Source organism: Microvirga calopogonii (genome assembly GCF_003347665.1).
GTDB classification, from domain to species: domain Bacteria; phylum Pseudomonadota; class Alphaproteobacteria; order Rhizobiales; family Beijerinckiaceae; genus Microvirga; species Microvirga calopogonii.
In genome coordinates this window covers 1-26,670 of sequence record NZ_QDGA01000065.1, presented here as the reverse complement: position 1 = coordinate 26,670, position 26,670 = coordinate 1, and the positions used below count along the sequence as shown (strand labels likewise).

Annotated in this window: 23 protein-coding genes; 15 read left to right on the top strand and 8 right to left on the bottom strand. The window is 61.7% G+C overall.

The window, feature by feature from the left end; genetic code table 11:
* The first annotated feature begins 8 nt into the window (after window positions 1-8).
* Entirely contained in the window at window positions 9-1,214 is a 1,206-nt protein-coding gene (locus tag DDF70_RS26725) for an NADP-dependent isocitrate dehydrogenase (protein WP_245435504.1), read from the top strand.
* Window positions 1,215-1,304: 90 nt separating this feature from the next.
* On the opposite strand, the gene DDF70_RS26720 is transcribed toward DDF70_RS26725, so the two are convergent.
* Complete coding sequence (locus DDF70_RS26720; protein WP_162820690.1) at window positions 1,305-2,702, bottom strand: adenylate/guanylate cyclase domain-containing protein; 1,398 nt, start codon at window positions 2,700-2,702, stop codon at window positions 1,305-1,307.
* Window positions 2,703-2,971: 269 nt separating this feature from the next.
* Between DDF70_RS26720 and DDF70_RS38850 the strand changes: the two genes are divergently transcribed.
* The 9 genes from DDF70_RS38850 (at window position 2,972) to DDF70_RS26680 (ending at window position 13,565) form a co-directional block, all read left to right on the top strand.
* Window positions 2,972-3,100 (top strand): hypothetical protein, encoded by a 129-nt coding sequence (locus DDF70_RS38850; RefSeq protein ID WP_281024393.1) that lies wholly within the window; start codon window positions 2,972-2,974, stop codon window positions 3,098-3,100.
* A 13-nt stretch (window positions 3,101-3,113) separates the two neighbouring features.
* Window positions 3,114-3,203, top strand: coding sequence for a K(+)-transporting ATPase subunit F (gene kdpF, locus DDF70_RS26715; protein ID WP_114947787.1), 90 nt, complete (start codon window positions 3,114-3,116; stop codon window positions 3,201-3,203).
* A gap of 12 nt (window positions 3,204-3,215) precedes the next feature.
* Window positions 3,216-4,925 carry a potassium-transporting ATPase subunit KdpA gene (kdpA, locus tag DDF70_RS26710; RefSeq protein WP_114947786.1) on the top strand — a complete coding sequence of 570 codons (1,710 nt, stop codon included), beginning with the start codon at window positions 3,216-3,218 and terminating at the stop codon, window positions 4,923-4,925.
* 10 nt (window positions 4,926-4,935) lie between these two features.
* Complete coding sequence (gene kdpB / locus DDF70_RS26705; protein ID WP_114947785.1) at window positions 4,936-6,993, top strand: potassium-transporting ATPase subunit KdpB; 2,058 nt, start codon at window positions 4,936-4,938, stop codon at window positions 6,991-6,993.
* Window positions 6,994-7,007: 14 nt separating this feature from the next.
* Window positions 7,008-7,628 carry a potassium-transporting ATPase subunit KdpC gene (gene kdpC / locus DDF70_RS26700; protein ID WP_114947784.1) on the top strand — a complete coding sequence of 207 codons (621 nt, stop codon included), beginning with the start codon at window positions 7,008-7,010 and terminating at the stop codon, window positions 7,626-7,628.
* A gap of 21 nt (window positions 7,629-7,649) precedes the next feature.
* Window positions 7,650-10,331, top strand: a complete 2,682-nt coding sequence (locus DDF70_RS26695) for a sensor histidine kinase (RefSeq protein WP_114947783.1) — start codon at window positions 7,650-7,652, stop codon at window positions 10,329-10,331.
* The gene (locus DDF70_RS26690; protein ID WP_114947782.1) at window positions 10,328-11,020 is read left to right on the top strand and encodes a response regulator; all 693 of its coding nucleotides are present in this window, start codon (window positions 10,328-10,330) and stop codon (window positions 11,018-11,020) included. The genes DDF70_RS26695 and DDF70_RS26690 overlap by 4 nt, the downstream gene beginning before the upstream one ends.
* A gap of 157 nt (window positions 11,021-11,177) precedes the next feature.
* The gene (locus DDF70_RS26685; RefSeq protein ID WP_114947781.1) at window positions 11,178-11,645 is read left to right on the top strand and encodes a hypothetical protein; all 468 of its coding nucleotides are present in this window, start codon (window positions 11,178-11,180) and stop codon (window positions 11,643-11,645) included.
* Complete coding sequence (locus tag DDF70_RS26680; protein WP_114947780.1) at window positions 11,646-13,565, top strand: potassium transporter Kup; 1,920 nt, start codon at window positions 11,646-11,648, stop codon at window positions 13,563-13,565.
* Between the two features lie 796 nt (window positions 13,566-14,361).
* On the opposite strand, the gene DDF70_RS39065 is transcribed toward DDF70_RS26680, so the two are convergent.
* The 4 genes from DDF70_RS39065 to DDF70_RS26670 all read right to left on the bottom strand — a co-directional run bounded on the left by DDF70_RS39065 (window position 14,362) and on the right by DDF70_RS26670 (window position 16,410).
* A complete protein-coding gene (locus tag DDF70_RS39065) occupies window positions 14,362-14,664 on the bottom strand; it encodes a sigma factor-like helix-turn-helix DNA-binding protein (RefSeq protein WP_342633959.1) in 303 nt (100 codons plus the stop codon).
* Window positions 14,613-14,828: a hypothetical protein gene (locus DDF70_RS39320; RefSeq protein ID WP_425374117.1), complete on the bottom strand. Its 216-nt coding sequence runs from the start codon at window positions 14,826-14,828 to the stop codon at window positions 14,613-14,615. The genes DDF70_RS39065 and DDF70_RS39320 overlap by 52 nt, the downstream gene beginning before the upstream one ends.
* Window positions 14,818-15,057 (bottom strand): NepR family anti-sigma factor, encoded by a 240-nt coding sequence (locus DDF70_RS37370; protein ID WP_170316125.1) that lies wholly within the window; start codon window positions 15,055-15,057, stop codon window positions 14,818-14,820. The genes DDF70_RS39320 and DDF70_RS37370 overlap by 11 nt, the downstream gene beginning before the upstream one ends.
* Before the next feature lie 600 nt (window positions 15,058-15,657).
* The gene (locus tag DDF70_RS26670) at window positions 15,658-16,410 is read right to left on the bottom strand and encodes an SDR family NAD(P)-dependent oxidoreductase (protein ID WP_114947779.1); all 753 of its coding nucleotides are present in this window, start codon (window positions 16,408-16,410) and stop codon (window positions 15,658-15,660) included.
* A gap of 109 nt (window positions 16,411-16,519) precedes the next feature.
* On the opposite strand from DDF70_RS26670, the gene DDF70_RS26665 reads away from it, so the two are divergent.
* Window positions 16,520-17,431 (top strand): LysR substrate-binding domain-containing protein, encoded by a 912-nt coding sequence (locus tag DDF70_RS26665; protein ID WP_114947778.1) that lies wholly within the window; start codon window positions 16,520-16,522, stop codon window positions 17,429-17,431.
* Between the two features lie 202 nt (window positions 17,432-17,633).
* Here DDF70_RS26665 and DDF70_RS26660 read toward each other — a convergent pair whose 3' ends face one another.
* The 3 genes from DDF70_RS26660 to DDF70_RS26645 form a co-directional block, all read right to left on the bottom strand.
* Window positions 17,634-19,148 carry a sensor domain-containing diguanylate cyclase gene (locus DDF70_RS26660; protein ID WP_114947777.1) on the bottom strand — a complete coding sequence of 505 codons (1,515 nt, stop codon included), beginning with the start codon at window positions 19,146-19,148 and terminating at the stop codon, window positions 17,634-17,636.
* A gap of 1,379 nt (window positions 19,149-20,527) precedes the next feature.
* Window positions 20,528-21,100, bottom strand: coding sequence for a 3'-5' exonuclease (locus DDF70_RS26650; RefSeq protein WP_114947775.1), 573 nt, complete (start codon window positions 21,098-21,100; stop codon window positions 20,528-20,530).
* A 176-nt stretch (window positions 21,101-21,276) separates the two neighbouring features.
* Window positions 21,277-21,894 carry a lytic transglycosylase domain-containing protein gene (locus DDF70_RS26645; RefSeq protein WP_425374116.1) on the bottom strand — a complete coding sequence of 206 codons (618 nt, stop codon included), beginning with the start codon at window positions 21,892-21,894 and terminating at the stop codon, window positions 21,277-21,279.
* 409 nt (window positions 21,895-22,303) lie between these two features.
* Here DDF70_RS26645 and DDF70_RS26640 point away from each other — a divergent pair, with 409 nt between their 5' ends.
* From DDF70_RS26640 to istB, 4 genes are all read left to right on the top strand, one after another.
* Complete coding sequence (locus DDF70_RS26640) at window positions 22,304-22,906, top strand: LuxR C-terminal-related transcriptional regulator (RefSeq protein WP_162820689.1); 603 nt, start codon at window positions 22,304-22,306, stop codon at window positions 22,904-22,906.
* Window positions 22,907-23,442: 536 nt separating this feature from the next.
* Window positions 23,443-24,153 (top strand): response regulator transcription factor, encoded by a 711-nt coding sequence (locus tag DDF70_RS26635; protein ID WP_114947772.1) that lies wholly within the window; start codon window positions 23,443-23,445, stop codon window positions 24,151-24,153.
* A gap of 105 nt (window positions 24,154-24,258) precedes the next feature.
* Entirely contained in the window at window positions 24,259-25,800 is a 1,542-nt protein-coding gene (gene istA / locus DDF70_RS26630; RefSeq protein WP_281024360.1) for an IS21 family transposase, read from the top strand.
* 11 nt (window positions 25,801-25,811) lie between these two features.
* Complete coding sequence (istB, locus tag DDF70_RS26625; RefSeq protein WP_114945129.1) at window positions 25,812-26,564, top strand: IS21-like element helper ATPase IstB; 753 nt, start codon at window positions 25,812-25,814, stop codon at window positions 26,562-26,564.
* Window positions 26,565-26,670: the final 106 nt, after the last annotated feature.

Below are 26,670 nucleotides of genomic sequence, written 5' to 3'. Positions count from 1 at the left end.
TGGCGAAGATCAAGGTAGCCAATCCGGTCGTCGAGCTCGACGGCGACGAGATGACCCGCATTATCTGGCACTTCATCAAAGAGAAGCTGATCCACCCCTATCTCGACATCGACCTGAAGTACTACGACCTGAGCGTCGAGCACCGCGACGCCACCAACGACCGGGTCACGGTCGAGGCCGCCGAGGCGATCAAGAAGTACGGCGTCGGCGTCAAATGCGCCACCATCACGCCGGACGAGGGCCGGGTGAAGGAGTTCAACCTCAAGGAGATGTGGAAGTCGCCCAACGGCACGATCCGCAACATCCTCGGCGGCGTGATCTTCCGCGAGCCGATCATCTGCAGGAACGTGCCGCGCCTCGTGCCCGGCTGGACCCAGCCGATCATCGTCGGCCGCCACGCCTTCGGCGACCAGTACCGCGCCACCGACTTCAAGGTGCCGGGCAAGGGCCGCCTGTCGATCAAGTTCGAGGGCGAGGACGGCACGGTGATCGAGAAGGAGGTGTTCAAGTTCCCGGATGCCGGCGTCGCCATGGCGATGTACAACCTCGACGAGTCGATCCGCGAGTTCGCGCGCGCGTCGATGAACTACGGCCTGAACCGCAAGTACCCGGTCTATCTCTCCACCAAGAACACCATCCTCAAGGCCTATGACGGCCGCTTCAAGGACATCTTCGAGGAGGTGTACCAGAACGAGTTCAAGGCCAAGTTCGACGCCGCCGGCATCATCTACGAGCACCGCCTGATCGACGACATGGTGGCCTCGGCGCTGAAGTGGTCGGGCGGCTATGTCTGGGCGTGCAAGAACTACGACGGCGACGTGCAGTCCGACACGGTGGCGCAGGGCTTCGGCTCGCTCGGCCTGATGACCTCGGTGCTGATGACGCCGGACGGCCGGACGGTGGAGGCGGAGGCCGCCCACGGCACGGTGACGCGCCACTACCGCGAGCACCAGAAGGGCAAGGAGACCTCGACGAACTCGATCGCGTCGATCTTCGCCTGGACCCGCGGCTTGGCGCACCGGGCCAAGCTCGACGACAACGCCGAGCTCGCCCGCTTCGCCGCCACCCTGGAGAAGGTCTGCGTCGACACGGTCGAGGCCGGCTTCATGACCAAGGACCTGGCGCTGCTGGTCGGCGCCGAGCAGAAGTGGCTCTCCACCACCGGCTTCCTCGACAAAATCGACGAAAACCTCAAAAAGGCCATGGCCGCTTAAAATAGATTGAGATCCCTCTGCGAGGAAGGCATTCGCCTGGAGCATCGGATCCGATGCTCCAGGTTTGCTCGCCAAGTCAGAAGTGCAGGGTCAAAGCCCGGTCGGGGAGGCGCCGGAGACAATCTTGTCAATGCCGGGCACAGAGGAAGCGGTCGGAGCAAAGATCGTGATGGGTTCCTTGCGTCCGGCGAGGGGCTCGCTCGCAATCTCCCGCCAAGCGCCACGCTCCGACGAGCCTTCGACGACGGCGCCGGACGCGAGGATCACCTCGCCATATCTCTTCGTTGCCTGCTCCAGTCGCGAAGCGACATTCACCGCATCGCCCAGTACGGTGAACTCCATTCTCTCGTCATCCCCGACAATGCCACAGAAGACCTCGCCGACATGGATTCCGATTCCGATCCGCACGGAATGGGGCAGTTCACGGCTCGCGTTCCAGGCCTCGACGATCCGGACGAGATCATGGGCGAAGGCGAGGGCGCGGGCCGGATCGTCGCCGTCCTCGTCCGGCACTCCGAACAGGATCAGAGCTCCATCGCCGATGAATTTGTCGACGAAGCCGCGATGCCTGCGGACGCAGCCCAAAATGCGGGTCCGGAAGGCCGTGAAGAACTGCGACAAGCGCTCCGGGTCCATCCCTTCAGCCATGCCGGTCGAGTCGCGAATGTCGACAAAGACGATGACGGCCCTCTGGCGCCGCCCGCGGCGTAGGTCGATGTCGCCTGCCGCTACCCTTGGCGCGATCTCGGCCGGGAGAAAACGCGAGAGGCTGGCGCGTCCGACCGCATCCTTGACGGCGGATGACAGAAGACGCCGCGAGCGAATGATGCCGAAAGCCGTGGCCGCTCCGGCCAGAAGCAGCAGCGTGAACCGCATCACGTTGACAGGCATCGAAAAGAGCTGGGGCCAGGCCGGAGCCATTCCAGGGTCCACAACCATGCTGTGGCCGAGCCCGATGGCGATCCCAGCGAAGCCGAATGCCAACAGCGCAATGGCACAGAGCTGAACCTTGACGTCATAGCGCAGAGCGCCGACCGCCAGCACCAGAGGCGCCGCCCATGAGATCGGGGCGGAGGGCAGGGCGTTGCCGGGCAGTTCGCGCTCGCCAACGGCAAGGTATGCGATGACAAGCACGAGTCCGATATCCAGCACCATGAACAAGTACGCAAAGCCATGATGCCAGCGCTGCGGCACTGCAAGCACGATGCTGCACGCCCCGACCGCCAGGAAGCCGAGAGAGGCAATCCAGGCATTGCGCTCAAACAGGTCGAGGGACACCCCAGTCCAATGGCGGAGCATGTTGTCGGCGGCGATCACTGTCACAAAGATGCAGATGCCGATGGCAACTCGCAGCCACCCGATCAGCCGTTCTGCTGCAACCTCATGGCGGCGCATCAGGGAGGCGACGAGGTCCCCTTCCAGGGATCGTTCGGAGGTGTTGACGAAAGTCTCATGTGACGGATCATTCGCGTGCAGATCGGGCCGCATGACGGCCTCCTGATTTCTGGGCTCGGCAGGCCGGGCCATGGGCGGATTAGAACATGGCGGTGGCTCGGCGGCTAGGGGACGACACGCCCGCGCACTCTGTTCGCCAACGGCCAGGCTTGTCGACGGTGCATTCGTCGATCTCGAACTTCGCTCCGAAGAGGATGTAAAGGGCCTTCCGGCCAGAACGGAACAGATCCTGTCCTCATGACGGCAACAGCGGTCTTTATGCGGTCTTTATTTTTGAGATCGCACTTCCCAATCGAGATTTGATGATCTTCGAGCATAGCGTTCAGCGTTCACTTCAGGGTGCTGTCATGTACGATTTCGTCTATCTTCCCGTTGGCTTAGCGTTCTTCGCGCTCATGGCGCTCTATGCCCGCGCGGCCGAGCGCCTTTGAGCGAGGCTGCCCCATGTCGCTCGATCTTGTTCTCGGCGGCTTCGTCGCCTTGGGCCTTGCCGTCTACCTCGTCCTGGCGCTGCTCCGGCCGGAACGCTTCTAGGAGGCACAGCCGATGACACTCAATGGCTGGCTCCAGATCGCCATCATTCTCGTAACCGTCCTGCTGGCAGCGGTGCCCCTCGGCACCTTCATGGCCAAGGTCTACGCCGGCAAGCCCACTATCCTCTCGCCGGTGCTCGGTCCCGTCGAGCGGGGCTTCTATTCCCTGGCGGGCGTCGATCCGGCCCGCGAGCAGGGCTGGCGCGCCTACGCGCTCGCGATGCTCCTGTTCAATGCGGCAGGCTTCGCGCTGCTTTACGGGATCCTGAGGCTGCAAGGCTTCCTGCCCATCAATCCACAGGGCTTCGGAGGCCTCTCGCCGGACCTCGCCTTCAACACCGCCGTCTCGTTCGTCACCAATACGAACTGGCAATCCTACGGCGGCGAGACCACGATGAGCCACTTCTCGCAGATGGCGGGGCTGACGGTGCAGAATTTTCTCTCCGCCGCTACGGGCCTGGCCCTCGCAGTGGCGCTGGTCCGGGGCTTCGCCCGTTCGAAGGCTGGCACGGTCGGCAATTTCTGGGTCGATATGACCCGCTCGATCCTTTACATCCTGCTGCCGCTCGCCTTGGTCACGGCCATTCTGCTCGTGGCGCTTGGACTGCCGCAGACCATGCTTGCCTCAGTTGATGCAACGACGCTGGAAGGCGCCAAGCAGACCATCGCCCTCGGGCCAGTCGCAAGCCAGATCGCCATCAAGCAGATCGGTACCAATGGTGGCGGCTTCTTCAACGTCAATGCCGCTCATCCCTTCGAGAACCCGACGGCGCTGACGAATTTCGTCCAGGTCTGGCAGATGCTGGTGATTTCGGTCGCTGTCGTGTTCGCTTTCGGCCGCCTCATCGGCGACAGCCGGCAGGCGCGCGCCCTGGTCTGGGTCATGGGGCTCCTGCTCGTCGCAGGCATCGTCGCCACCTACGCGGCGGAATCAACCGGCACGCCGATACTGCACGCGGCGGGCGTCAATCCCGCCGACGGCAACATGGAAGGCAAGGAAGTTCGCTTCGGGCTGGCGTTGTCGGCCTTGTGGGCTGCGGTGACCACCGGTCTGTCCACGGGCGCGGTCAATTCCATGCATGCGAGCTTCACGCCCATCGGCGGTCTGATCCCGATGTTTCTGATTCAGCTCGGAGAGATTCTGCCGGGCGGCGTCGGATCCGGCCTCTACGGCATCCTCGTCATGGCGATCATCGCCGTGTTCGTGGCTGGCCTCATGGTGGGCCGCACGCCCGAATACCTCGGCAAGAAAATCGAGGCGAAGGAGGTCAAGATGGCTATGCTCGCCGTCCTGATCCTGCCGACCGCGATCCTGGGCTTCTCGGCCGTTGCCGCCGTGATCCCGCAGGGCTTGGCAGGATTGCTCAATGCCGGGCCGCATGGTCTGTCCGAGATCCTCTATGCCTACTCGTCAGCTGCCGGCAACAACGGTTCTGCCTTCGCGGGGCTCAGCGCCAACTCGCCCTGGTACAACACGACCCTCGGGCTTGCGATGCTGCTCGGCCGCTTTGCCTACATCGTGCCGATGTTGGCCATCGCAGGCTCGCTGGCGGCGAAGACCAAGCTGGAAACATCCACCGGTACCTTGCCGACCCATGGCCCGCTGTTCGTCGGTCTCCTGACAGGCGTGATCCTGATCCTCGGCGGCCTCCAGTTCTTCCCGGCCCTCGCTCTCGGTCCCATCGCCGAGCAGGTGTTGATGCTGGCCGGAAAAACCTTCTGACAGGTGTTCCATGAGCAAGCATATCCAATCGACCATCTCCATGTTCGACGGTGCGATCCTGCGTCAGGCAGTTCTCGATGCCCTCAGGAAACTCAATCCCGCGGATCTCATCCGCAATCCTGTGATCTTCGTGACCGAGGTGGTGGCCCTGCTGGTGACCATCCTCTTCATCCGCGATCTCGTAACGGGCGCGTCCGCCTTCTTCGCGGGACAGATCGCCGCCTGGCTCTGGTTCACGGTGATCTTCGCCAACTTCGCCGAGGCCGTGGCCGAGGGGCGCGGGCGCGCGCAGGCCGACACTCTGCGCCAGGCGCGCACGCAGACCGTCGCCAAGCGGCTGTATGATGCGGAGCACAAGGAGCTCCACGCCAACGTGTCGGCGCTCGACCTCGACATCGGAGATCTCGTGCTCGTCGAGGCAGGAGACCTGATCCCAGGCGATGGTGAGGTGATCGAAGGCATCGCGTCGGTCAACGAGGCTGCGATCACCGGCGAGTCCGCGCCAGTCATCCGCGAGTCGGGCGGCGACCGCTCCGCCGTGACCGGCGGTACGACGGTGATCTCGGACTGGCTGATCGTGCGGATCACGGCCGCGCCCGGCTCATCGTTCCTGGATCGGATGATCGCTCTCGTCGAAGGCGCCGAGCGCCAAAAGACACCGAACGAGATCGCTCTCAATGTCCTGCTCGCAGGCATGACCATCGTGTTCCTGATCGCCGTGGTGACGCTGTCCGGGCTGGGACGCTACTCCGGAGCCGACGTTCCGGTCCCAGTGCTCGTGGCGCTTCTCGTGACGCTGATCCCGACGACCATCGGTGGCCTGCTCTCGGCCATCGGCATCGCCGGCATGGACCGTCTTATTCGGTTCAATGTGCTTGCCATGTCAGGGCGGGCCGTGGAGGCAGCGGGCGACGTGGACACGTTGCTTCTCGACAAGACGGGCACCATCACCTTCGGCAACCGCATGGCGTCCGAGATCATCCCGGTGTCCGGCGTCTCGGAACGCGAGGCCGCGGAAGCCGCCCTCCTGGCGAGCCTTGCCGACGAGACGGCGGAGGGGCGCTCCATCGTGGCGCTGGTTCAGGAGAAGTATGGTCTGCGAGCCCCCGAGCAGTCGCCGGAGAATGCGCGTTCCATCGAGTTCTCCGCGACGACCCGGCTGTCCGGGATCGATCTCGACACACGCAATCTGCGTAAGGGAGCGGTTGATGCCGTCCTCCGTTTCGTTCGTGATGCCAGCGGTCGAACCGTGTCGGATCAGGGTTTCGCTTCCGCCGTGGATCGCATTGCCCGCTCCGGCGGAACGCCTCTTGGGCTCGCCGACGGGAGTAGGCTTCTCGGCGTCATCCATCTGAAGGACGTGGTCAAACCCGACATCAAGGAGCGCTTTTCCGAGCTGCGGCGCATGGGCATCCGCACCGTCATGGTGACCGGCGACAATCCCGTGACGGCAGCAGCCATTGCCTCCGAGGCCGGTGTCGACGACTTCATCGCCGAAGCGACACCGCAGGACAAGCTCAACTACATCCGCCGCGCGCAAACGCAAGGACGTCTCGTGGCCATGTGCGGCGACGGCACGAACGATGCCCCGGCCCTGGCGCAGGCCGATGTCGGCGTCGCGATGCAGTCCGGCACGCAGGCCGCCCGCGAGGCTGGCAACATGGTCGACCTCGACTCCAACCCGACAAAGCTCATCGAAGTGGTCGGCATCGGCAAGCAACTCCTGATGACGCGGGGATCTCTGACCACGTTTTCCATAGCCAACGATGTGGCCAAGTACTTCGCCATCATTCCGGCGCTGTTCGTGACCGCTATCCCGCAGCTTGCAGCACTCAATGTCATGAACCTGTCAACGCCGCAGAGCGCCATCCTGTCGGCGGTGATTTTCAACGCGCTGATCATCATCGCGCTGATCCCATTGGCCCTGCGCGGTATTCCCTACCGTCCCCTGAGTGCTGCGGCATTGTTGCGACGCAACCTTCTGGTCTACGGCCTCGGCGGCCTCGTCGTACCCTTCATCGGCATCAAGATCATTGACCTCGCCATCACGGCGATCGGTTGGGCTTAGATAAGGAGGCCGACATGTCCAATCTTCGTCCCGCACTCGTCCTGCTCGTCCTGTTCACGGCTTTGACGGGGCTCGTCTATCCCTTCGCCGTCACGGGCGTCGGACAGCTCGTCTTCCCGGCGCAGGCCAACGGCAGCCTGATCGTGCAGGATGGCCGTGTTGTCGGCTCCGACCTGATCGGGCAGGCGTTCACGGCCGACCGATATCTCTGGCCGCGCCCCTCGGCCACAAGCGCTCCTGATCCGGCGGATCCTACCAAGACCGTGGATGCGCCTTACAATGCGGCGGCCTCGACCGGCTCCAACCTGGGGCCGACGTCCCGCAAGCTGGCGGATCGCCTAACAGCGTCCTCGGATGCCTGGCGCAACGCTGGCTTGGCACAGCCGATCCCGGGTGATGCCGTCACCACCTCCGGCAGCGGCCTCGACCCCCATATCTCCCCGGCTTTTGCGCTCGCACAGGCGCCTCGCATCGCCGCGGCCAGAAACCTCTCCGAGGGGCAGATCAGGCACGTGATCGAAGCTGCGATCGAAGGGCGCACCTTCGGGATCATAGGGGAGCCCCGTGTCAACGTCCTGCGGGTCAACCAAGCCCTCGACCGGCTGGATTCCCAGACGGGACGTGACGTATCCTGAGACGGTGGAGGCGTAGCCCTCATGGCCCTGACCGAGCCGCCGCGTGCCTCACCTGATGCGCTGCTCACCCTGGCCAACCGGGAGGGGCGGGGCCGCCTCAAGATCTTTCTCGGGGCGGCGCCTGGAGTCGGCAAGACATATGCCATGCTCCAGGCCGCCCAGTCGGCGCGCGAGGAGGGAACGGAGGTCATTGTCGGCCTCGCTGAAACTCACGGACGCCAGGAAACGGAGGAACTTCTCCACGGCTTCGAAATCCTGCCTCGCCTGTCCGTTCCATACCGCGGCCGGATGGTGCAGGAGTTCGACCTCGACGCAGCCTTGCTGCGCCATCCGCAGCTCGTCCTCGTCGATGAATACGCCCACACGAATGCTCCTGGCAGCCGCCATCCGAAACGGTGGCAAGACATCGAGGAGCTGCTGGCGGCAGGGATCGACGTCTGGACGACGCTGAACATCCAGCATCTCGAAAGCCTCAACGACGTGGTTCAGCGCATCACGCGGGTCCGCGTGCGCGAGACCGTACCGGATACGGTTTTCGATGAAGCCGATGAGCTGGTCCTGGTCGACCTTCCGCCGGACGAGCTTCTCAAGAGGCTGGCTGAGGGAAAGGTCTACGTTCAGGATACGGCGGCCCGCGCAGTCGACAATTTCTTTCGTCCCAACAATCTCGTTGCCCTGCGCGAGCTCGCCCTTCGCCGGGCCGCCGAGCGCATCGACAGCGACCTGCTCGAACGGATGCAGAGCAGTGGCCTTGAAGGCCCCTGGGCAGCAGGGGAACGAATCCTGGTCTGCGTCGGAGCCGACGAGGCATCACCGGCAGTCGTGCGGCATGCCAAGCGATTGGCCGAAGCAATCGGCGCCCCCTGGCTTGCCGTGACCGTGGAATGGCCGAGCGTGCTCCTCGGGGGTGAGGAGCGACGGCACATCGACGAGACGCTCCAGCTTGCATCCCGCCTGGGCGCCGAAGAGGTCAGGACCCTCGTCGCCGGCGATCTGGTTCAAGAGCTTCTGCGCTTTGCCCGGTTTGAGAACGTCACCCAGATCGTGGTAGGACGCTCTCGGGGCGGTTGGTGGTCCGAACTCGTCGGGCGTTCGCTGCCGCATCAACTGGTTCACCATGCCGAGGACATCGCCATTCACGTCGTGACTACTCGGGACGGACAGGATCGAAAGAAGCGGTGGTGGAGCCGAAGGCCTCCCGTCACGGTCGGCGAGTCCTGGAGTCCTTACCTGTGGTCGACCCTTGCCGTCGCCGGTGCCATTGCGGCCGGATTGGCCCTGACCTCTGTGGTTTCATTGCCAAACGTCTCCATGATCTTCCTGGTGGCGGTGCTGTTTGCCGCCGTCCGGTTCGGAATCTGGCCTGCCGTTATCAGCTCGATCCTGTCGTTCCTGGGCTACAACTTCTTCTTTATCGACCCGCTCTACACCTTCACGGTTGCCCGCCCGCATGAGTTGCTCGCGCTGTTTGTTTTCCTCGGCGCGGCCGTCCTGACCTCCGCCTTGGCCGGACGGGCCCGCGAGCAGGCAGCGGCGGCGGTCAGCCGGGCCCGGGCAACCCGGCGGCTCTACGAGTTTACCCGCAGGCTCTCCAGCTTCGCCGATGCGAATGCCGTCGCCGAGGGCAGCGTCGTCGAGCTCAACGGCTATCTCAACAGACCCGTGGCGATCCTCCAGCCCCAGGGCGATACCCTTGAGCTTGCAGCCTCCTGGCCACCGGAGGATGAGCTCGACACCGCCTCGTCCTCGGCGGCCCGTTGGGCCTATGACAAGGACGAACCGGCTGGTGCCGGGACAGGAACCCTGCCGTCGGCGCGCTGGCTCTTTCTCCCCTTGCGCTCGTCCCATGGCCGTGTCGGCGTGATGGGGGTTGCTCTCGACGGGGGCGCTCTCGACTGGGAGATGCGCACTCTTGCCGAGACGGTGGCGGAGCTCACGGCGGCTGCCCTGGATCGGGCGCGGCTGGCGCGTGAGATCGTGGCGGCCAACACGGTTGCGGAGGCGGAGCGGGTGCGCAACACACTGCTAGCCTCGATCAGCCACGACTTCCGGACGCCTCTCGCATCAATTCTCGGAGCCGCAACCAGCCTGATCGACTATGGACCTAAGTTGTCGGAGCCCGCCCGTCGGGACCTGCTGGACCAGGTCAAGGACGAGGCGGAACACCTCGACCGGATGGTGCGCAATCTACTGTCCATGACTCGAGTGGAGGCCGGTGCCCTTGAGCTTCGCCGTGACTGGGTCGACGTCCGGGAGGCGTTCGACCGGGTGGTGGCGGTCGCAAGGCGACGGGGGGCAACACAGGCCTTCCAGCTTGATGTCGACCCGGAGCTGCCCTTTGTTCAGGCGGATACCTCCCTGCTTGACCAAGCGCTCGCCAACATCATTGGCAATGCGGTTCGATACGCGGGACCGGATGCGAAGGTGGAGCTTGCGGCTCGGCGGGATGACCGGGACCTTGTGCTGTCGGTGACGGACAACGGTCCGGGCATTCCTCCGGCTCTGCTCCCGAAGGTCTTCGAGAAGTTCGCTCGCGGCCGGGGGCAGGACGGCGACGGGGGCGAGGGCACCGGGCTGGGATTGGCCATCGCCAAGGGGATCGTCGACGCGCATGGCGGAGCGATTGCTGCAGAGAGTCCTGTCGCAAACGGGCACGGCACCTGCATCGCAATCCGGCTTCCGCTGGAGGAGAAGAAGTCATGAGCAACCTGACGCGTGTGCTCGTCATCGACGATGAGCCGGCGATCTTCCGTTTCCTCAAGCCGGCCCTGGAGGCGAACGAGTACGAGCCGGTGAGCGCGGGAACGGCCGCCGAGGGCCTGAAGCGCATCGCAACTGACGCTCCCGACGTGGTGGTGCTCGATCTCGGCCTGCCCGACATGGACGGCAAGGACGTGATTACCCGCGTGCGCGAATGGTCCGACGTACCGATCATCGTGCTCTCGGCCCGTGATCGCGAGGCCGAGAAAATCGCCGCTCTCGATCTCGGCGCGGACGACTTCGTCAACAAGCCGTTCGGCATGGGTGAGCTGATGGCCCGGCTGCGTACGGCCCTGCGCCATCGTATGCAGCGCAAGGGCGAGACGCCGGTTGTCAGCGTTGGAGGATTGGAAATCGATATTCCCCGGCGCCGCGTGACATTCAAGGGAGTCGATGTGAGTCTGAGCCCTAAGGAGTTCGACCTTCTCGCCTTTCTGGCGGCCCATGCGGGCAAGGTGGTCACCCACAAGCAGGTCCTCACTGCCGTATGGGGCGCAGCCCACGAGAACGACACGCAATATCTGCGCGTCTATGTCGGTCAGCTCCGGCAGAAGATCGAACCGAATCCGTCCGACCCGCGCTTTATCCTCACCGAGCCGGGCATCGGTTACCGTCTCCTGGATGCCGCCTAGCTTTATCTGGGCAAGGCTCTTTATGCGACCTTTATATCGGGCCCGTCACTTTCCAATCGATTTTTTATGCGAGTCTGGCCATGTCTGAGCCCAGAGGTCAGGGCTGAGTTTTCGCCCTCGGCGGGGAAGCCTGCCGTGATCTGTTTGGACAACCAAGATGTGGTCGAAGCAAAATCTGGAGCGGGATCTCCGCTCCCTTCTGTCTCGAATCGAGACAGCTTCCCAACCGCAGGTGGGCCTCGTGGCCGACATATTGGAGCACGCCTGTCCCCGGCTCAAGTCGGCCCTTCGCCCCAACGTTCTCGTGCGGCGCCTGATCGAAGCCGAGGCTTGGGTTGATCTGGGGTTTTGGCTGATCGGCTGGGAGCTGCCAGACTGGGCCATCCATCGCCTGTCCAGCGACGATAGCCGCTGGAGCTGCGCGATCTGCGTCCGCGGGCTGGCGCTCAACTGGGTTGAGGACGTGGCCGAGTTCCAGCACGAGGACCCGGCGCTCGCGATCCTTGGCGCCTTTGTCCAGGCCCAGATCCAAAAGGCTCAGGGCCGCGGCCCGAGCAACGTCACGGTGTTCAGGCGAGTGGATGCGTCCCGTACAGCCTCCATCGGCCACGAGGTGGAGAGATAAATGACCGCAACGGCTTCGAGCCAGCCTCGTTCGGCGGAGCCAGCCGCTCAGCCAGGCCCTCCGCACGCGTCCGGCTTCTGGATCCTGACACTCGGCACGCTCGGTGTCGTTTACGGCGACATCGGAACCAGCCCGCTCTACGCCCTCAAGGAGTCGCTCGCGGCCGCAGCCGCAGGCGGCGCCGTCACCCGCGAGATGGTGTTCGGCATCGTGTCCCTGATCCTGTGGGCGCTGATCTTCATCGTCACGATCAAGTACGTGTTGTTCATCCTGCGGGCGGACAACAACGGCGAGGGCGGTACGCTGACCCTCATGGCGCTCGCGCAGAGAGCCATGGGCCATAACGTCATGGTGATCGCCCTGCTCGGCATGATCGGGGCGGCCCTGTTCTACGGCGATGCCATCATCACCCCGGCCATCTCGGTGCTCTCGGCCGTCGAGGGGTTGACCGTCGCCAGCCCCGCCTTCGAACACTACGTTCTGCCGCTCAGCATCGTGATCCTGGTCGGTCTGTTTGCCGTGCAGAGCCACGGTACTGCCCGCGTCGCGGCCTGGTTCGGGCCCATCACCGCTGTCTGGTTCGTGCTCATGGCCCTCGGCGGCCTGATCCACATCGCCGACGATCCGAGCATCCTGGCTGCGATCAGTCCGACCTATGGCATCGTGTTCCTTGCGACCCACGGTACGGCAGGCCTGTTCGCTCTCGGTGCGGTGTTCCTGGCCGTGACCGGGGCCGAGGCGCTGTACGCCGACATGGGGCATTTTGGCCGACGCCCAATTCAAACGGCTTGGCTGGGACTGGTCCTGCCGTGTCTCGCCTTGAACTACATCGGCCAAGGCGCGCTGCTCCTCGCTGATCCCGGCAAGATCGAGAACCCGTTCTTCCTGCTTTACCCCGACTGGGCGCTGCTGCCGATGGTCGGCATGGCGACTGTTGCAACCATCATCGCCAGCCAGGCGGTGATCACCGGCGCGTTCTCTATCACACAGCAAGCCATTCAGTTGGGACTGCTGCCACGGATGGAGATTCGTTGGACGTCCGAGACGGAGAAGGGCCAGATCTACGTACCGAAGATCAACTTCCTGCTCCTGGGCGCGGTCTTGCTCCTGGTGGTCATGTTCAAGAGCTCGAGCGCCCTGGCCCATGCCTATGGTCTTGCGGTCACCGGAACGATGGTGGTGACCGCCATCATGGCATTCTTCGTGGTTTGGCGGTTCTGGAAGTGGTCTCTCTGGACATCCGTCGCCGTGATCGCGCCCTTCCTGGTGGTCGACACGATCTTCCTGGCGGCAAATGCCCTAAAGATCCCGCAGGGAGGCTGGATGCCGCTCTTGGTTGGCGCGCTCCTGGTCCTGCTCATGCTGACCTGGCGACGCGGGACCCGTATTCTGTTCGACAAGACCCGGAAGGCGGACGTGCCGCTGCTCGAACTGATCAGCATGCTGCAGAAGAGCCAACCGCATCGGGTGAAGGGCGCTGCCGTGTTCCTGACGAGCGATCCCGAAGTTGCTCCTGCGGCCCTGCTGCACAACCTCAAGCATAACAAGATCCTGCACGAGAGGAACGTGGTGCTGACGGTAAAGACCGCGGACGCACCGCGCGTGGCGGACGACGAGCGTGTGCGGATCGAGCCTCTGGGGGATTCGTTCTGGCGGGTCACCATGACCTATGGCTACATGGAAGCCCCGAACATCCCGCACGGGTTAGCCGTCCTGCGCAAACAGGGCTTCAAGTTCGACATCATGGCAACGTCGTTCTTCGTCTCCCGCCGCTCGATTCGGCCCTCGGTGCAGGGAGGCATGCCGTTCTGGCAGGACAAGCTCTTCATCAGCCTGGCGAAGTCGGCCAGTGACGCCACGGACTTCTTCCAGATACCGACCGGACGCGTGGTGGAAGTCGGCACGCAGGTGACGGTCTAAATTGGCATCTGGCTCATGGTCGCGAAGAGCATCCGGAACGCCTCCTGAAGCCGGGCCCGCGCTCCTGGACGCGCTCTTGACCGGAAACGCCATCAGCCGAGCCGGGCAAATGCTCTCGAGACACGGGTGGGTCATCATGGTCCCATCGCAGGAACATTCCGTCCAGCCACTTGTTGGTCGGCACCAAGGAAGGGGCAATGCTGGCAGGTCACCGTGTGCTCGTGGTTGGAGGATGAGGTGCTCGTGGCAGCGGACATCGGTGAGGTGCTGCTGAACGCAAAGGGTATCCTGATCTAGTCATGCTCTCCAAGCCCGTCCTGCCTGCTCGTCTCATTGGTGAACTTCGCAACGTGATCGCGGGATCGACCGCGTATCCGGCTCTTGGGTGATCTATGCAGCCAAGAAGATAGCCGTTCAACGACCGTTCCAGATACGTGACGGTTCGGTTCTGTCTTAAGTTCGCCCGTTCGTGATTGCCTGTAGTCTCCAAATGGTCTCGGGAGGACCGAACCTGTTCTTCGACTTGATGGCCTTAGCGGCTTTGCTGTGCGTTGTCCTTGCCATGGTCGCCCGGGAGCATCCAATCGGCAGATCTCTCACTTACTGGGACGAGGCGTTGGTATTCGGCCTGATTTCTCAGCTCGGCTGAAGAATGTCTCACTCCCTTCAAAGATGTCTGCCTTGATCCGTCGATGGATCGAATGCGCAGGCACCGTTTCAGGACGTGTGAAGGAACAGGGCTGCTTTGACCAGACGGTCAGGGCCAAGGTCCTCCACAGCATCGAGTGCCAGGATTTCAACCAAGCTGGCGCGCGCGGTTCACTCGACTTTTAATCGTGCCGATGCTGACCTCGCAGATCGGCGCTGCTTCCTCGTACGACACGCCCTCTGCGGAGACGAGCAGAAGCGCCTCACGCTGCTCGTCGGTAAGTTTGGCCAAGGCAGCTTGCAAGTCCCTGAAATCCAGCCGCGAGCCTTGCTCCGGCATCACCGCCACCTGCTGAGCCATGGCATCATCCGGGTCATCGACCTCGCGACGGCGTTTCCTTAACTCGATGTAGTAGTGGTTCCGCAGGATGATGAAGAGCCACGCCTGCATGTTCGTGCCGGACTGGAACTTGTCGAGGTTTCAAGTCCACACATCAGGGCCGATTGCACCAGATCGTCAGCATGCTCAACATTGCCAGTCAGCGCAATGGCAAAGGCTCTCAGGCGCGGAATGGCAGCCAGCACGGCCCGATGTATGGCGTTCTCACTCGCCATCGGTCTTGTTTCCGATGCGGTCCAGGTTTGCGAGAAGCTGAAGGAATCGATCGGGAACCGGCTCATTCATCAGATGTGCGTAGAAGGCCTGGAGCTGTTCGCCGAGGCAAGTGGCAATATGGGGCGGGAGGTTTGGCTCGGCAGCAGGCACTCCATCAGCTCTCTGCTCAGTCGCGAAGCCATCAGGTTCGTCCGAAAGCGTCTCGACCTTGAGGCTGTTGCTGACCATGCTCTCTCCTCCGTGCGCACTGCAGCCTCCCGACAGTTCCGCCAGAAGCCACTATCTCTTTAAGGCACTGAGGGTCCCTTGCCACTAACCTGTGATAATCCACCGAGATGCGGGCTGCCCCGCGATGCGCTCGCCCGAGATCTGCTTTCGGAGGGCATGTCGCTGATGTTAACTATTGTGGCCGCAATAGCGGTTTGTCTTGAGTAATGAACCGACAAGATGCGACTGCATCCTCGTTCGTGTCGATTGTACTCCGTTGGTGATTATGTTTGTTAAAGACCGACGAAGGGCAAGTTCGATGCACGGGTCTCCCGGTATGAGCGTCGAGGACCCGGCACTGATCGGCTTGTCTCTCGAAGTTTCTCCTGAGGAGACCGGGTTCAAGGTGGCCGGACCCTTCGTGAGCAGTGAGCCGGCGCCTCCCTCGCTGTCGCTCGTGAGCTGAAACGCTGAAGCGTTCACTTCGCAATTCATTCGGGCTTGCCTCCGAGGGCCGACTGTCCGCCCGTACGGCGGACTTCACTTTCTCTCTAGCAGCGGAGCGATGGGCGCGTTCAGTCGCGCCCATGATTGGACATATGTGTAATGTTCTCGGCAGCGTCAGATTTGGACCTGCCCACCATCGACGAAGAGCTCGACACCATTGACGAAACTAGCCTCGTCTGAGGCGAGGAACAGGACCGCCTTCGCAATCTCCTCGGGTTGGCCGATACGGCCGGCTGGGATCTGCCCGGCAAGGAAGTCCTTCGTGCCCTCTGCCTGAACGCCACCACCGAAGAGCTCGTTGAGGCCCGCAGTCTCGGTGACGCCCGGGCTAACCGCATTCACCCGAATACGGCGATCCTTGAGATCGAGGATCCAGTTGCGGGCGAAGTTGCGCACCGCTGCCTTGGAGGCTGAATAGACGCTGAGCGCGGGTGTGCCGGAAACGCTCGTGGTCGAGGCGGTGAGGACAATCGCGCCACCATCCTTGAGGAGAGGAAGGGCCTTCTGGACCGTGAAAACGACACCCTTCACGTTGGTGGCGAATGTGCGCTCATAATGCTCTTCGGTGATCGACCCGAGAGGAGAGAACTCACCGCCGCCCGCGTTGGCGAAAACTACGTCGATCTGGCTGTGCTGCTGCTGGATGGCATCGTAGAGCCGGTCGATATCAGCCAGGCGGCTCATGTCGCCCTGAATTCCGGTCACCCGGCCGCCGATCGTCCTGACGGCATCATCAAGCGCTTCTTTGCGGCGACCGGTGATGAACACCGAGGCGCCCTCGGCCGAGAATGCCTTTGCAGTGGCCAGTCCGATGCCACTTGTGCCCCCGGTAACCACCACGACCTTGTTGGTGAACCTGTTTACCATCGTCTTTCTCCGAACTCGGCAGTGATTTGCCGCTGTGGAAAGAGATGGCGTGAGAACGATGATGCGAATAGACGGTCTTTGTGGCACATAGCGTTCCATGAGAGGAACGATGATACGGACAGATCTCAACGATTATGCCTACTTTGCCGAGGTCGTCGCTCACGGCGGCTTTGCCGCTGCAGGCCGAGCCCTGAAGGAGCCGAAATCCAAGCTCAGCCGCCGCATCGCTGGGCTCGAAGCCCGACTGGGCGTGCGGCTCATCGAGCGCTCGAGCCGCCGGTTCCGGGTCACGGAGGTAGGACAAGCCTTCTACGAGCGCTGCCGCACACTGCTTCTGGAGGCTGAGCAGGCAGAAGCACTTGTGGCCGAGGCCAAGGCTGAGCCGCATGGGCGAATCCGCATGAGCTGCCCGACTGGGCTCGTCGAGGTCATCTCAGACACCATTCGGAGTTTCCTTGTCCGCTACCCGAAGGTGAAGCTTCAGCTTCTCACGGTGGACCGTGCCGTCGATCTGATCGAGGAGCGGGTTGATCTTGCTCTGCGGGTAAGAACGGCCCTGACGAGCGATGCAGCCCTGACCATGCGCTCGCTTGGCACCTCTCGTCGCATCCTCGTGGCCAGTCCCCAGCTTGCCAGCCGGATGAATGAGGATATTGTCTCGCTCGCCGCTTTACCCACGCTCGGCACGAGCGACGACCACGGAGAGACAGAGTGGTCACTCGAGCGGAGTGACGGCACTTTGCACGTGCTGCGGCACGAGCCACGCATGACGTGCGGCGACTTCACAGCAGTGCGGGATGCTGCGGCAAGTGGGCTGGGGATCGCGCTTCTGCCGGACCATGTCTGCGCGGACGAACTCGCTCGTGGAAAGCTCGTGCATGTCCTTAGGGATTGGAGCGGACAGAAAGGTATCGTCCATCTGGTGTTTACAACGCGGCGTGGATTGCCTCCGGCCGTTCGAGCGCTCATTGATCACTTGGCGGCAGGCTTTCCACGAAATGCTCTTGAGACTGGTCAGTGAAATCTCGCATGCCTCGCTGATGCATGCGGGTAGATGGGATCTCCGCTCCTAAATTTCCCAAAGTAAACTGAACAGGCTGGCTTCCGGTGCCACGGACAGGATCGTGCGTGAGTGCTGTTCCGCATTCATCGCGACACATTCGCCACGCAGGCTGGACGCCGGACCTGGCCCCGATCTTATCCTTCCTTTCCGCGAGCGGCGATCAGGCGGCGGCGTGGGGAAGGCGCTTCTGCTGCGGGTCGGCTTCACTCTCACGATGGTGCACGCAGTTTCGGCCAGCCGCCTTGGCTGCGTACAGAGCCCGGTCTGCCGCTTCGAGGAGGGTGGCGCGGTCGCTTTCACGTGAAGGGTTGACAGAGGCAATGCCGATGCTGACCGTCACCACCTGATAGGGGCTGCCCTCATGCGTGATGCTCAGGGCGACGATGCTCTGGCGGATATTCTCGGCAATCAGTTTTGCGCCCTGCAGGTCCGTCTCAGGCAGCACGATGGCGAATTCTTCGCCGCCATGACGGACCGCGACATCGCGAGGACGGCGAATATTGCTTTCGAGCGTACTGGCAACCGCGCGCAGGGCTTCGTCACCTCGTCCATGGCCATAATGGTCGTTGAAGTTCTTGAAGTAATCGGCGTCGATGTAGAGCAGCGACAGGGCCGAGCCGGACCGGACGGCGTGGCGCCATTCCCGCTCGAAGGTCTCGCGGAAGGCGCGCCGGTTCGGCAACCCCGTCAGGTCGTCGGTACGCGCGATGCGCCGGAGCTTGGTCTCAGCTCTCGTGCGTCGTTTCAGCTCGCGCTGAAACAGAACCGTCAATCCGACAACAGCGCAGCACAGCACGAGGGTTGCAAGGCTCAGGACAAGGGCCTTGCGCTGCCAAGCGGAGAAAACTTCCTCGACCGAGAGGGCAACGGTGAGAACGAGCGGGTATCGCTCCAGCCGTTCGAAGGAGATGATGCGCCGAACACCGTCGATGGGGGAGACCGAGTCGAACGTGCCGGACTTTTCCGCAAGGAGGCGCCTGACATGCGGAGAGCCGCCAAGATCTTGATCCACTTGGCTCTCATCATAAGGATAGCGCGTCAGGAGTATGCCGTCGTTCCGGAAGAGATTGATCGCTCCGTGCTGACCGAGGCTCAGGTTGTTGAACAATTGATTGATCGTGGTCAGGGGCATGGATCCCATTACCACCCCGGCGAAGCGCCCGGCCTGATCCGAAAGTTTCCGGCTGATCCCGATGCTTGTATCGCCTTGCCGCGTTCGGCTTGCAAACGGACGGCTGATATACAGGCCGATATGGTTGTTCGCTTTGTGAGCGATGAAGTATTCGCGGTCCGCAACGTTGAGAGCGCGCGGGGCGATCATCGGCCCGGCGTCGGCGATGAGGTTGCCAGCCTGATCCACGACCAGCAATGTCCCCATGAAGGAGGCCGTGGCCGTGCGGTCGAAGAGCATCCGATACTGAAGGTCAGGGGGAAGTTGCTGGGAGCCGAGATATCTCAGCCCCTCCATAGCCCCTCTGAGCGACAGGTCGAGCAGATCGAGCTTGCCTTCGAGATCCCGGGCAATGGTCGTCAGGACGTTCCGGGAGGATTTTTCCGCCTCTTGCCACGTGTTCTGGCGATCGATCCAAAGCGTGTGTGCCGAGATCCCCAGAATGCCCAGGGCAATCACGCCTGCAATCAGGTGCAAATAGACTTCTGAGAACAGACGTTTCATTCGACGACGCACAAGTTGCTACAGAATATATTCTATAGTCGATCCTAAGAGAGTGTTACAGCCGGGGTCGGATCAGACTATTGAATAGGATATTTTCCTGAAAAAGTTCTACGGAGGGCTCCGAATTTCGAGCTTATCTGAAATAACATTTCTTAATCTTGCGCGAAGCGCGGCTCAATGAACGGCGAGCGGTTCTGAGATATGCCTCTGCTAAATTACGTTGCATTCGCATCTTGTGAACTATGCGGCTCATACCGAATCCTGAGTGTGGAACAAAGTTGGTCCCGAACATCCTTTGAGCGCGATCGAGGGACCCTGAGCCTGACTTCAATGATGATGAGGGGCGGAAAAGGAAGTGGCTCCTAACTGTCAGGCTTGATGCTGGTTATGGGTTCGCTCGCGCAGGGAGCCCTACGGGATATCGAAGCCGTTCGCCACGGCTGAAAGAGCGAGTTTCCGGTCCGGACCGTTGAACTGCGCCTGCCAGTTCCCACATCTCTTGCAGGAGCATTGCAGTCGACTTGGTAGCGCCTGTACTTGGTAGTCCTTATAGCAGAAGACTTCTGATTTCAGCGGCTTAGGTCGAAACTCGGCTATGCGGCGTCGGCGCTGTGGAACCGTCCATGGCAGGAGAAGCGTTTCCTCATGGAATGATCTGGAGGCGTGTCGTGGCAAAATTTTCAGGACGTTGGCTGGTGACTGCCTCCCTTATGGGAGTACTTGGGGCGCCGCTAGTCGCTCTCGCCCAGTCGGGGCGACCGTGGGTCGATCCTCCCTCCGAGGCCGGAAGCAAGGTCCAGACCCCTGTGTCAGCGCCGGCGCCCCTCCCGGCAACGCCACCAGCCCAAGCCGCGGCGCCCCATTCTGCGGCGCCTTCAGTGTCGTCCCCATCTGAAGCCAAGGCGAGCGCAGAGACGCGGCCAACGGACGAGACGGCACCTCCTAAGCCGGTCAAGACGGCAAGCGACAAGCCGCCAAAGCCGAAGCCAGTCGTCGAACGTAAGACTCGTGCTGTCTCACAACAGGCTAGCTCGTCGACACGCAATCAGCGCCAAGCCACGCAGATCGTGCGCCGGCGTGCCAGCGGAACCGAGATGTCGCAGGACGAACCGCGCAACGGCATTGAACGTCGTGCGCGAGCCGTGCGCTATGGTTCCGTTCAGGAAGGACTGGACGCGGGCCTTCAGGTCATGAGGCTCAGAACAATTCAACTTCCGGATGGTCGTCGCATTGAAGTTCTGACCCGGCCCGATCAGGATATCGCTTCCGGGTTGCCGGACGGATATTGAGCAAGAAGCGAGTGTCGTCGGAAGGGCAGGCGATTGTGCGGCATCAATGGTCTGGTTTTCTGACAGCGCTCGCCGGTTCAACGGAAATCCTTAAAATTCTGCCGTTTTCTCCTGCGCGCGGCGGCGAACGTCTAGCCAAAGACATCGTTCGCGTTGCGCATCCGCAAGTGCTCGATGGGCTGCAGGGCCGAGTCCATCGTAGACGCGTTGAGCTTGAGCAAGGATGTCCTGCATGAGCGCGCGCTGGAGCTCTTCGGGAACTTCAGCATCACGCAGCACCTCGCGCATGATCCGACGATGAGCCATCTCGGTATCTTCGAGGCGCAAGCTGTGGCGTGGAAGCCCTGCCGCACGCAAGAGTTTGCTCAACCACTTCCCGTCCCAGGACGGAGCAGTCGCATAAAGTTTGCGCCCCGTCAGAACCGATACCATGCGTTTTGCAACGTCTTCGATCGGCGTTCCCTCCGATCTCAGCTGTTCTCTGGAGATTCCGTGAATATTGGCTGCTTTGACGTCCCAGTCGGTCCAGGATGCGTCAGGCTTGATGAGATAGCTCTCCTCCTCCCCACTCGCGAACACCCATGCGACCTCAATAGGATATCCCTGCTTGCCAAGGGACGAGGCTTCGAAATCGAGGAAGACGATATCTGACAGGCAAGGCATCGTGAATCAACTCGTGCATGTCGGCATCCCCGACCATGAGCAAGCAATATCACGGCCTTGAAGGCCAGGGCCATCCTCTTGCACTGGACGCTCAATCTCCCTGAGCGACACATCGCTCGAGCGGAGGACCGAAAGCTCAAAGCATCGAATGTGGTTTCGAACCCAAGTCAGATGCTTTAGCGCGCGCTAGCAGAGGCAAGCCCCGCGGAGTTGGGAAGCGACCCAGTCATGACGGGGTCGTTGGAGCCTGTCCTGAGAGCATTCAGCAGGCCCTTGCGCTTGGCTTCGTAATAATAGCCGCCTGCATAAAGAGCGACTGCGCGATCCGGGTTGCCGCCTGCGACCATATAGGCATTCGCCAGATAAGGAACCGCATAGGTCAGGTTAGTGTTCGCATCGAGCAAACCGGAAGCATCCCCTGTGTAGCCCATGCCGCGTGCGGTGGCATAACGGATCTGCATGAGGCCGAGATTGCCTCTGTGGGATGCGCGTGGATTGTATCCGCTCTCACGTTTGATGACGCGGTGTACCAATGTTTCGGGAATTCCGTGAGCCTTGGCGTGTTGCGCGATCAGTACATCGATCTGGGCTCGTTCGGATGCTGTTGCAGGCAGCGTGCAAGCGATCGCCGCACACGCGAGAACAAGACGAGAAATCATAAAAGTCCCCTTGTTTGAGGAGATTTCTCGCCACCAATCGTGGCAATTGGACGTCAGCTTGGCTTTAAGGAGATCCCAGAGTTCGATTGGACGCTTCGCTTCGTGCACCAGAGAAGAAGAAAATTTCGGATGCACACACGGCAGTGGATGCGGACACAGATTTTAAATTCGATCGCGCTGTTTCTGTGCATGCGTAGGACAGTGCGAAGTTGATCCGGAAGGATTACGAGCGGACTCACGTGGGCTGATAGTGGCGAGTGGCTTCTCTTATGAGTACACTCAAGATGCCACATCCACATTGATGATTGTAATTCTACCACCTAAGCATGATCCCATACCTCTTTATTAAGGATGGCTAACAAACGGTTAATTCGTACAATTCGAGGTAATCTCTGCGGAAAGGCTCCCTCGCATGTCACACCTTCTGCCAGTCACCACGGTCCTAGGCTGCAAGAATTCGATGTTGCGCGAGGGCTTGAGGCATGTCCTCTCCAGCACCCGGTTCCGATTGCATCCGGAGAGTCTGACCCGCGGAGACATAGCCTTGGATCAGACCGACCAGGAAAGCCTGCTTCTCTTCATACTCGATGCGAGCCTGTATCCAGCCGGACTGGCTGAGGGTATCTGGTCTTTGAAGCAACGTTATCCGCAAGCTCGTATCGTAGTGCTGTCGGACAGTTTCAATCTTGATGGCATGAAATCCGCTTTTCAATCTGGAGCGGATGGGTATTGCCTTGCCACCACGGGATGCGAGGCTCTGATCAAGTATCTCGACCTTGTAATGTTAGGTGAAGTTGTTTTTCCATCGGCGGCTTTTCTGGCGGCAATTTCAGGCAATGCAGCGGGGCCAGAGCTCTCAAAAGATGCTTCTGCCATCAGGATGTCGCCTCCGCAGGCCGCGTCGGCTTCGGATGGCCTTGATTCACCTATCCGCACCCTATCGAGCAGAGAAGCGGAGATCCTGCAATGCTTGATGCAAGGAGCTCCAAACAAGGTGATCGCGCGCAAGCTTGATGTTGCCGAAGCAACTGTAAAGGTTCACATCAAGGCTATCCTGCGTAAGATTCGCGTTGCAAATCGAACACAGGCCGCCATGTGGGCCGTCAATCATCTGTCGTCCAATTCAGCAGATACGACTTGGGCATGATCTGTCGATAAAGTCCCCGTACAACGAGCGTCGGGCGCGCACAGGGGACAGCACTTTTCGGTCTGAGGTCCCGTTTCTTCACATCGTTTGGGTGGCGGACCAATCAGAATGGGCCCGCCTCACTGCAGAATGACTTACTTCTACGCACAGCTGTTAAAGAAAGCCTGTTCAATCTCCAGTTTGGCTGGTTCCTCGCGGTAAGTCGCGGTTGATAACCGTCTTCCGGGAAGCGGCTTCGGCTGGGCATTCCAAAATTTGCTAGGGCAACGGAGCGGGGCGATCTGTGGCAAGTAGAAGCAGCGATGAAGGTGGCGCCTGAGGAAGTAAACCCCTATTGCCAAAGGATATAAAGTTAGCATCAGGCATCCGATGAAATGACCAAGAAAAGAAATGACATTTCGTACCAAAAACAACAATTAAAGATTGTTAAAATGATTTGAATGGGTACTGATTGTCTATAATGAGATTATAAGCTAAACATTGGTAGGGCAATTTTATTATCTGCTCACCGAATCAAGACCAGAAAGGCATCTGCGATGCGGAACACCTACGATCTTGATAGTCTTCCTCATCCTGGGGCATCTTCGGCCAAGGATATTGCATATTCAAGATACATGGAGCTGGCCCGTTCGGTTGAGCCTTCTTCGGCAGACCACGTCGCTGCTCGTTCCATTAAGACGCTTCTCATCGAGCCGAACGCTCTTTTGAGGGAAGGTCTGCGCAGAATTCTCGCGGAAACGGCCTATTCTCCATCCGTGGCAGCTGCGAGCCTCGAGGAAATGGGCACTGTGGCGGGGATCGATAACAGCGCTATCGTCCTCATCATCGATGCAAGCCGCGACCATGACGCCACCTGCCGCCAGACCCGGATTCTGAAAGAGGGTAATCCGAGCGCCAAAGTAGTCATGTTGATCGAGGATTACGATCTTAAGCAGGTGGTTGCCGCCTTTCAGGCCGGAGCAGATGCCTACCTTAAGAAGTCGATATCGCATGAGGTCCTGGTGAAGTCGCTGGATCTCGTCATGCTGGGAGAGGCCATTTTCCCGGGCGCCATTCTCGATCTGCTGCGCGAACGCGATCTCCGGGCCGATCACACCAAGCAAGTGCCGGTTTCGGAGGATTCCCCTGAGGCGAGCCTTCCGGCGAAAGGACTATCCGTTCGGGAGACAGTGATCTTGCGCTGCTGCGGATTCCGATTCAATCCGGACGGGGATTCCGATTTGACGCCGGACAGCATTCCGGAATGAAGCCGGACACCGTTCCGATCAATTACCGGACACTTTCCCCACTCTGATGATCCCCTGGGTCAGCAACTCGGGCATCACCCTCCTCACGTCATCGAGGAGAATGGAATGCCCGCCAAGAGGAAGCTGACCATGAGACAGTTGAGACAGATGCTGCGCCTGGCCCGGGACGGCATCAGCGTGCGTGACATCGCCGAGAGGCTCGGGATCGCGCGCAGCACCGTCCAGGAGAACCTCAAGCGCGCCGAGCAGGCCGGCTTGAGCTGGCCCTTGCCCGGCGACCTGACCGACGAGGCCCTGGAGAACAGGCTTTTCGCCCGCGCCGGCGTCAAGCAGGGACAGCGCCGGCGGCCCGAGCCCCACTGGGCCGAAGCCATCGTCGAATTGAAGAAGCCCGGCGTCACCCTGCAAATCCTCTGGGAGGAGTACCGGGCCGTCCATTCCAACGGCTATGGCTACAGCCGCTTCTGCGAGCTCTTCCGCTCGTTTGAGAGCCGGCTCTCGCCGACCATGCGCCAGGACCATATTGCCGGCGACAAAGTGTTCGTCGACTATTCCGGCAAGAAGATCGCCATCGTTGATTCCGACACCGGCGAGATCCGCCAGGCCGAGATCTTCGTCGCCGTGCTCGGCGCCTCCAACTTCACCTACGCTGAGGCGACCTGGACCCAGTCCCTGCCGGACTGGATTGGCGCGCATGGGCGCATGTTCCGCGTCTTCGGCGGCGTTCCGCGCCTGATCGTGCCGGACAATCTCAAGTCAGGGGTCAACCGGGCCTCGTTCTACGATCCCGAGATCAACCGCAGCTACGGCATGATGGCCGCGCATTACGGCATCGGCATCCTGCCGGCGCGGCCACGAAAGCCCAAGGACAAAGCCAAAGTGGAGAATGGCGTGCGCTTTGCCCAGACCTGCATTCTCGGACGGCTGCGGCACCAGACTTTCTTCTCGCTGGCCGAAGCCAATGCGGCGATTGCCGGCGCGTGCGAGCGCATCAACGATCATGTCGTGCGCCGCCTCGGGGTCAGCCGCCGGCATCTCTTCGAGACGATGGAGCGCCCGGCGCTCGCGCCGCTGCCGGGCGACGACTACGAGTTCGCCGAATGGCGCTTCGTGCGGGTCGGCACGGACTATCACGTCGAGTACGACGGCTTCTTCTATTCGGTTCCGCACGGCCTGATCCGCGCGCAGGTCGACCTGCGGGCCACCAGCCGCACGATCGAGATCTTCCACCGCGGCCAGCGCGTGGCAACCCATCAGCGCCGCTACGGTGGGCGCCGGCACGGCACCGACCCGGACCACATGCCGAGTTCCCATCGGCGCTATGCCGACTGGACCCCGGAGCGCTTCCGCCGTTGGGCGGCGTCCGTCGGCCCTCAGACGGAAGGTCTGATCACGGCTATTCTGGCGCGCCGCCCGCATCCTGAGCAGGGCTTCCGGACTTGCCTCGGGGTTCTGCGCCTGTTGCGCGATCTCGAACCCGCTCGCGCTGAAGCGGTGTCGGCCCGCGCTCTCCAGATCGGGGCGCTCACCTCCAAGAGCATCGCCTCGATCCTGGCCAACCGCCTGGCCGCCCAACCCGCCCGCGACCCCGAGCCCACCGCCATTCTGGAGCACGCCAACCTGCGCGGCCCCGGCTACTTCCACTAAGGAGATCCTGCATGTTGACCCATCCCACTCTCGCTCTGCTGGCCGATCTTGGTCTTCACGGCATGGCCAGTGCCTTCAAGGCTCTGCAATCCCAGCCCGAGGCTCGGGCTCTCGAGCATGGCGACTGGCTTGCACTGCTGCTCGAACGCGAGGCGACGCTGCGCTGTCAGAAGCGGTTTGAGAGCCGGGCGCGGGCGGCCCGCCTGCGCCATGACGCGCATGTCGAGGATGTCGACTTCAGGGCGGCGCGCGGTCTCGACCGCGGGCTCTTTCTCAAGCTGGCCGGCTGCGATTGGATCCGTGAACGACGCGGGCTCCTGCTGACCGGACCAGCCGGGGTCGGCAAAAGCTGGTTGGCCTGCGCGCTGGGCCAGAAGGCGTGCCGGGAGGACTTCTCGGTCGCTTATCACCGTGCCCCGCGGCTGTTTGCGGCGCTTGGTCTGGCCCGCGGGGACGGCCGCTACGCGCGCATGCTCAAGGCGCTGGCCCGCGTGGATCTTCTCATCCTTGATGATTGGGGGCCCGAGAAGCTCGCTGACGATCAGCGGCGGGATCTGCTGGAGATCGTCGAGGACCGGTACGAGCGGCGCTCCACCATCGTGACGAGCCAGATCCCGGTCGACCGCTGGTATGAGATCATCGGCAATCCGACCATCGCCGATGCGATCCTGGATCGCCTGGTCCACAATGCTTACAGGATTGAACTGTCCGGCGAGAGCCTGCGCAAGCAGCGCTCCCCGGCCGCTGCATCATCGTCCGATTGACGACCGGCCAATCCCACTCCACCATCTCCCATGACCCAGGATCAAACGAGGAGAGTGTCCGGCTTCAGATCGGAACGCTGTCCGGAATGAAATCGGAATGGGTGTC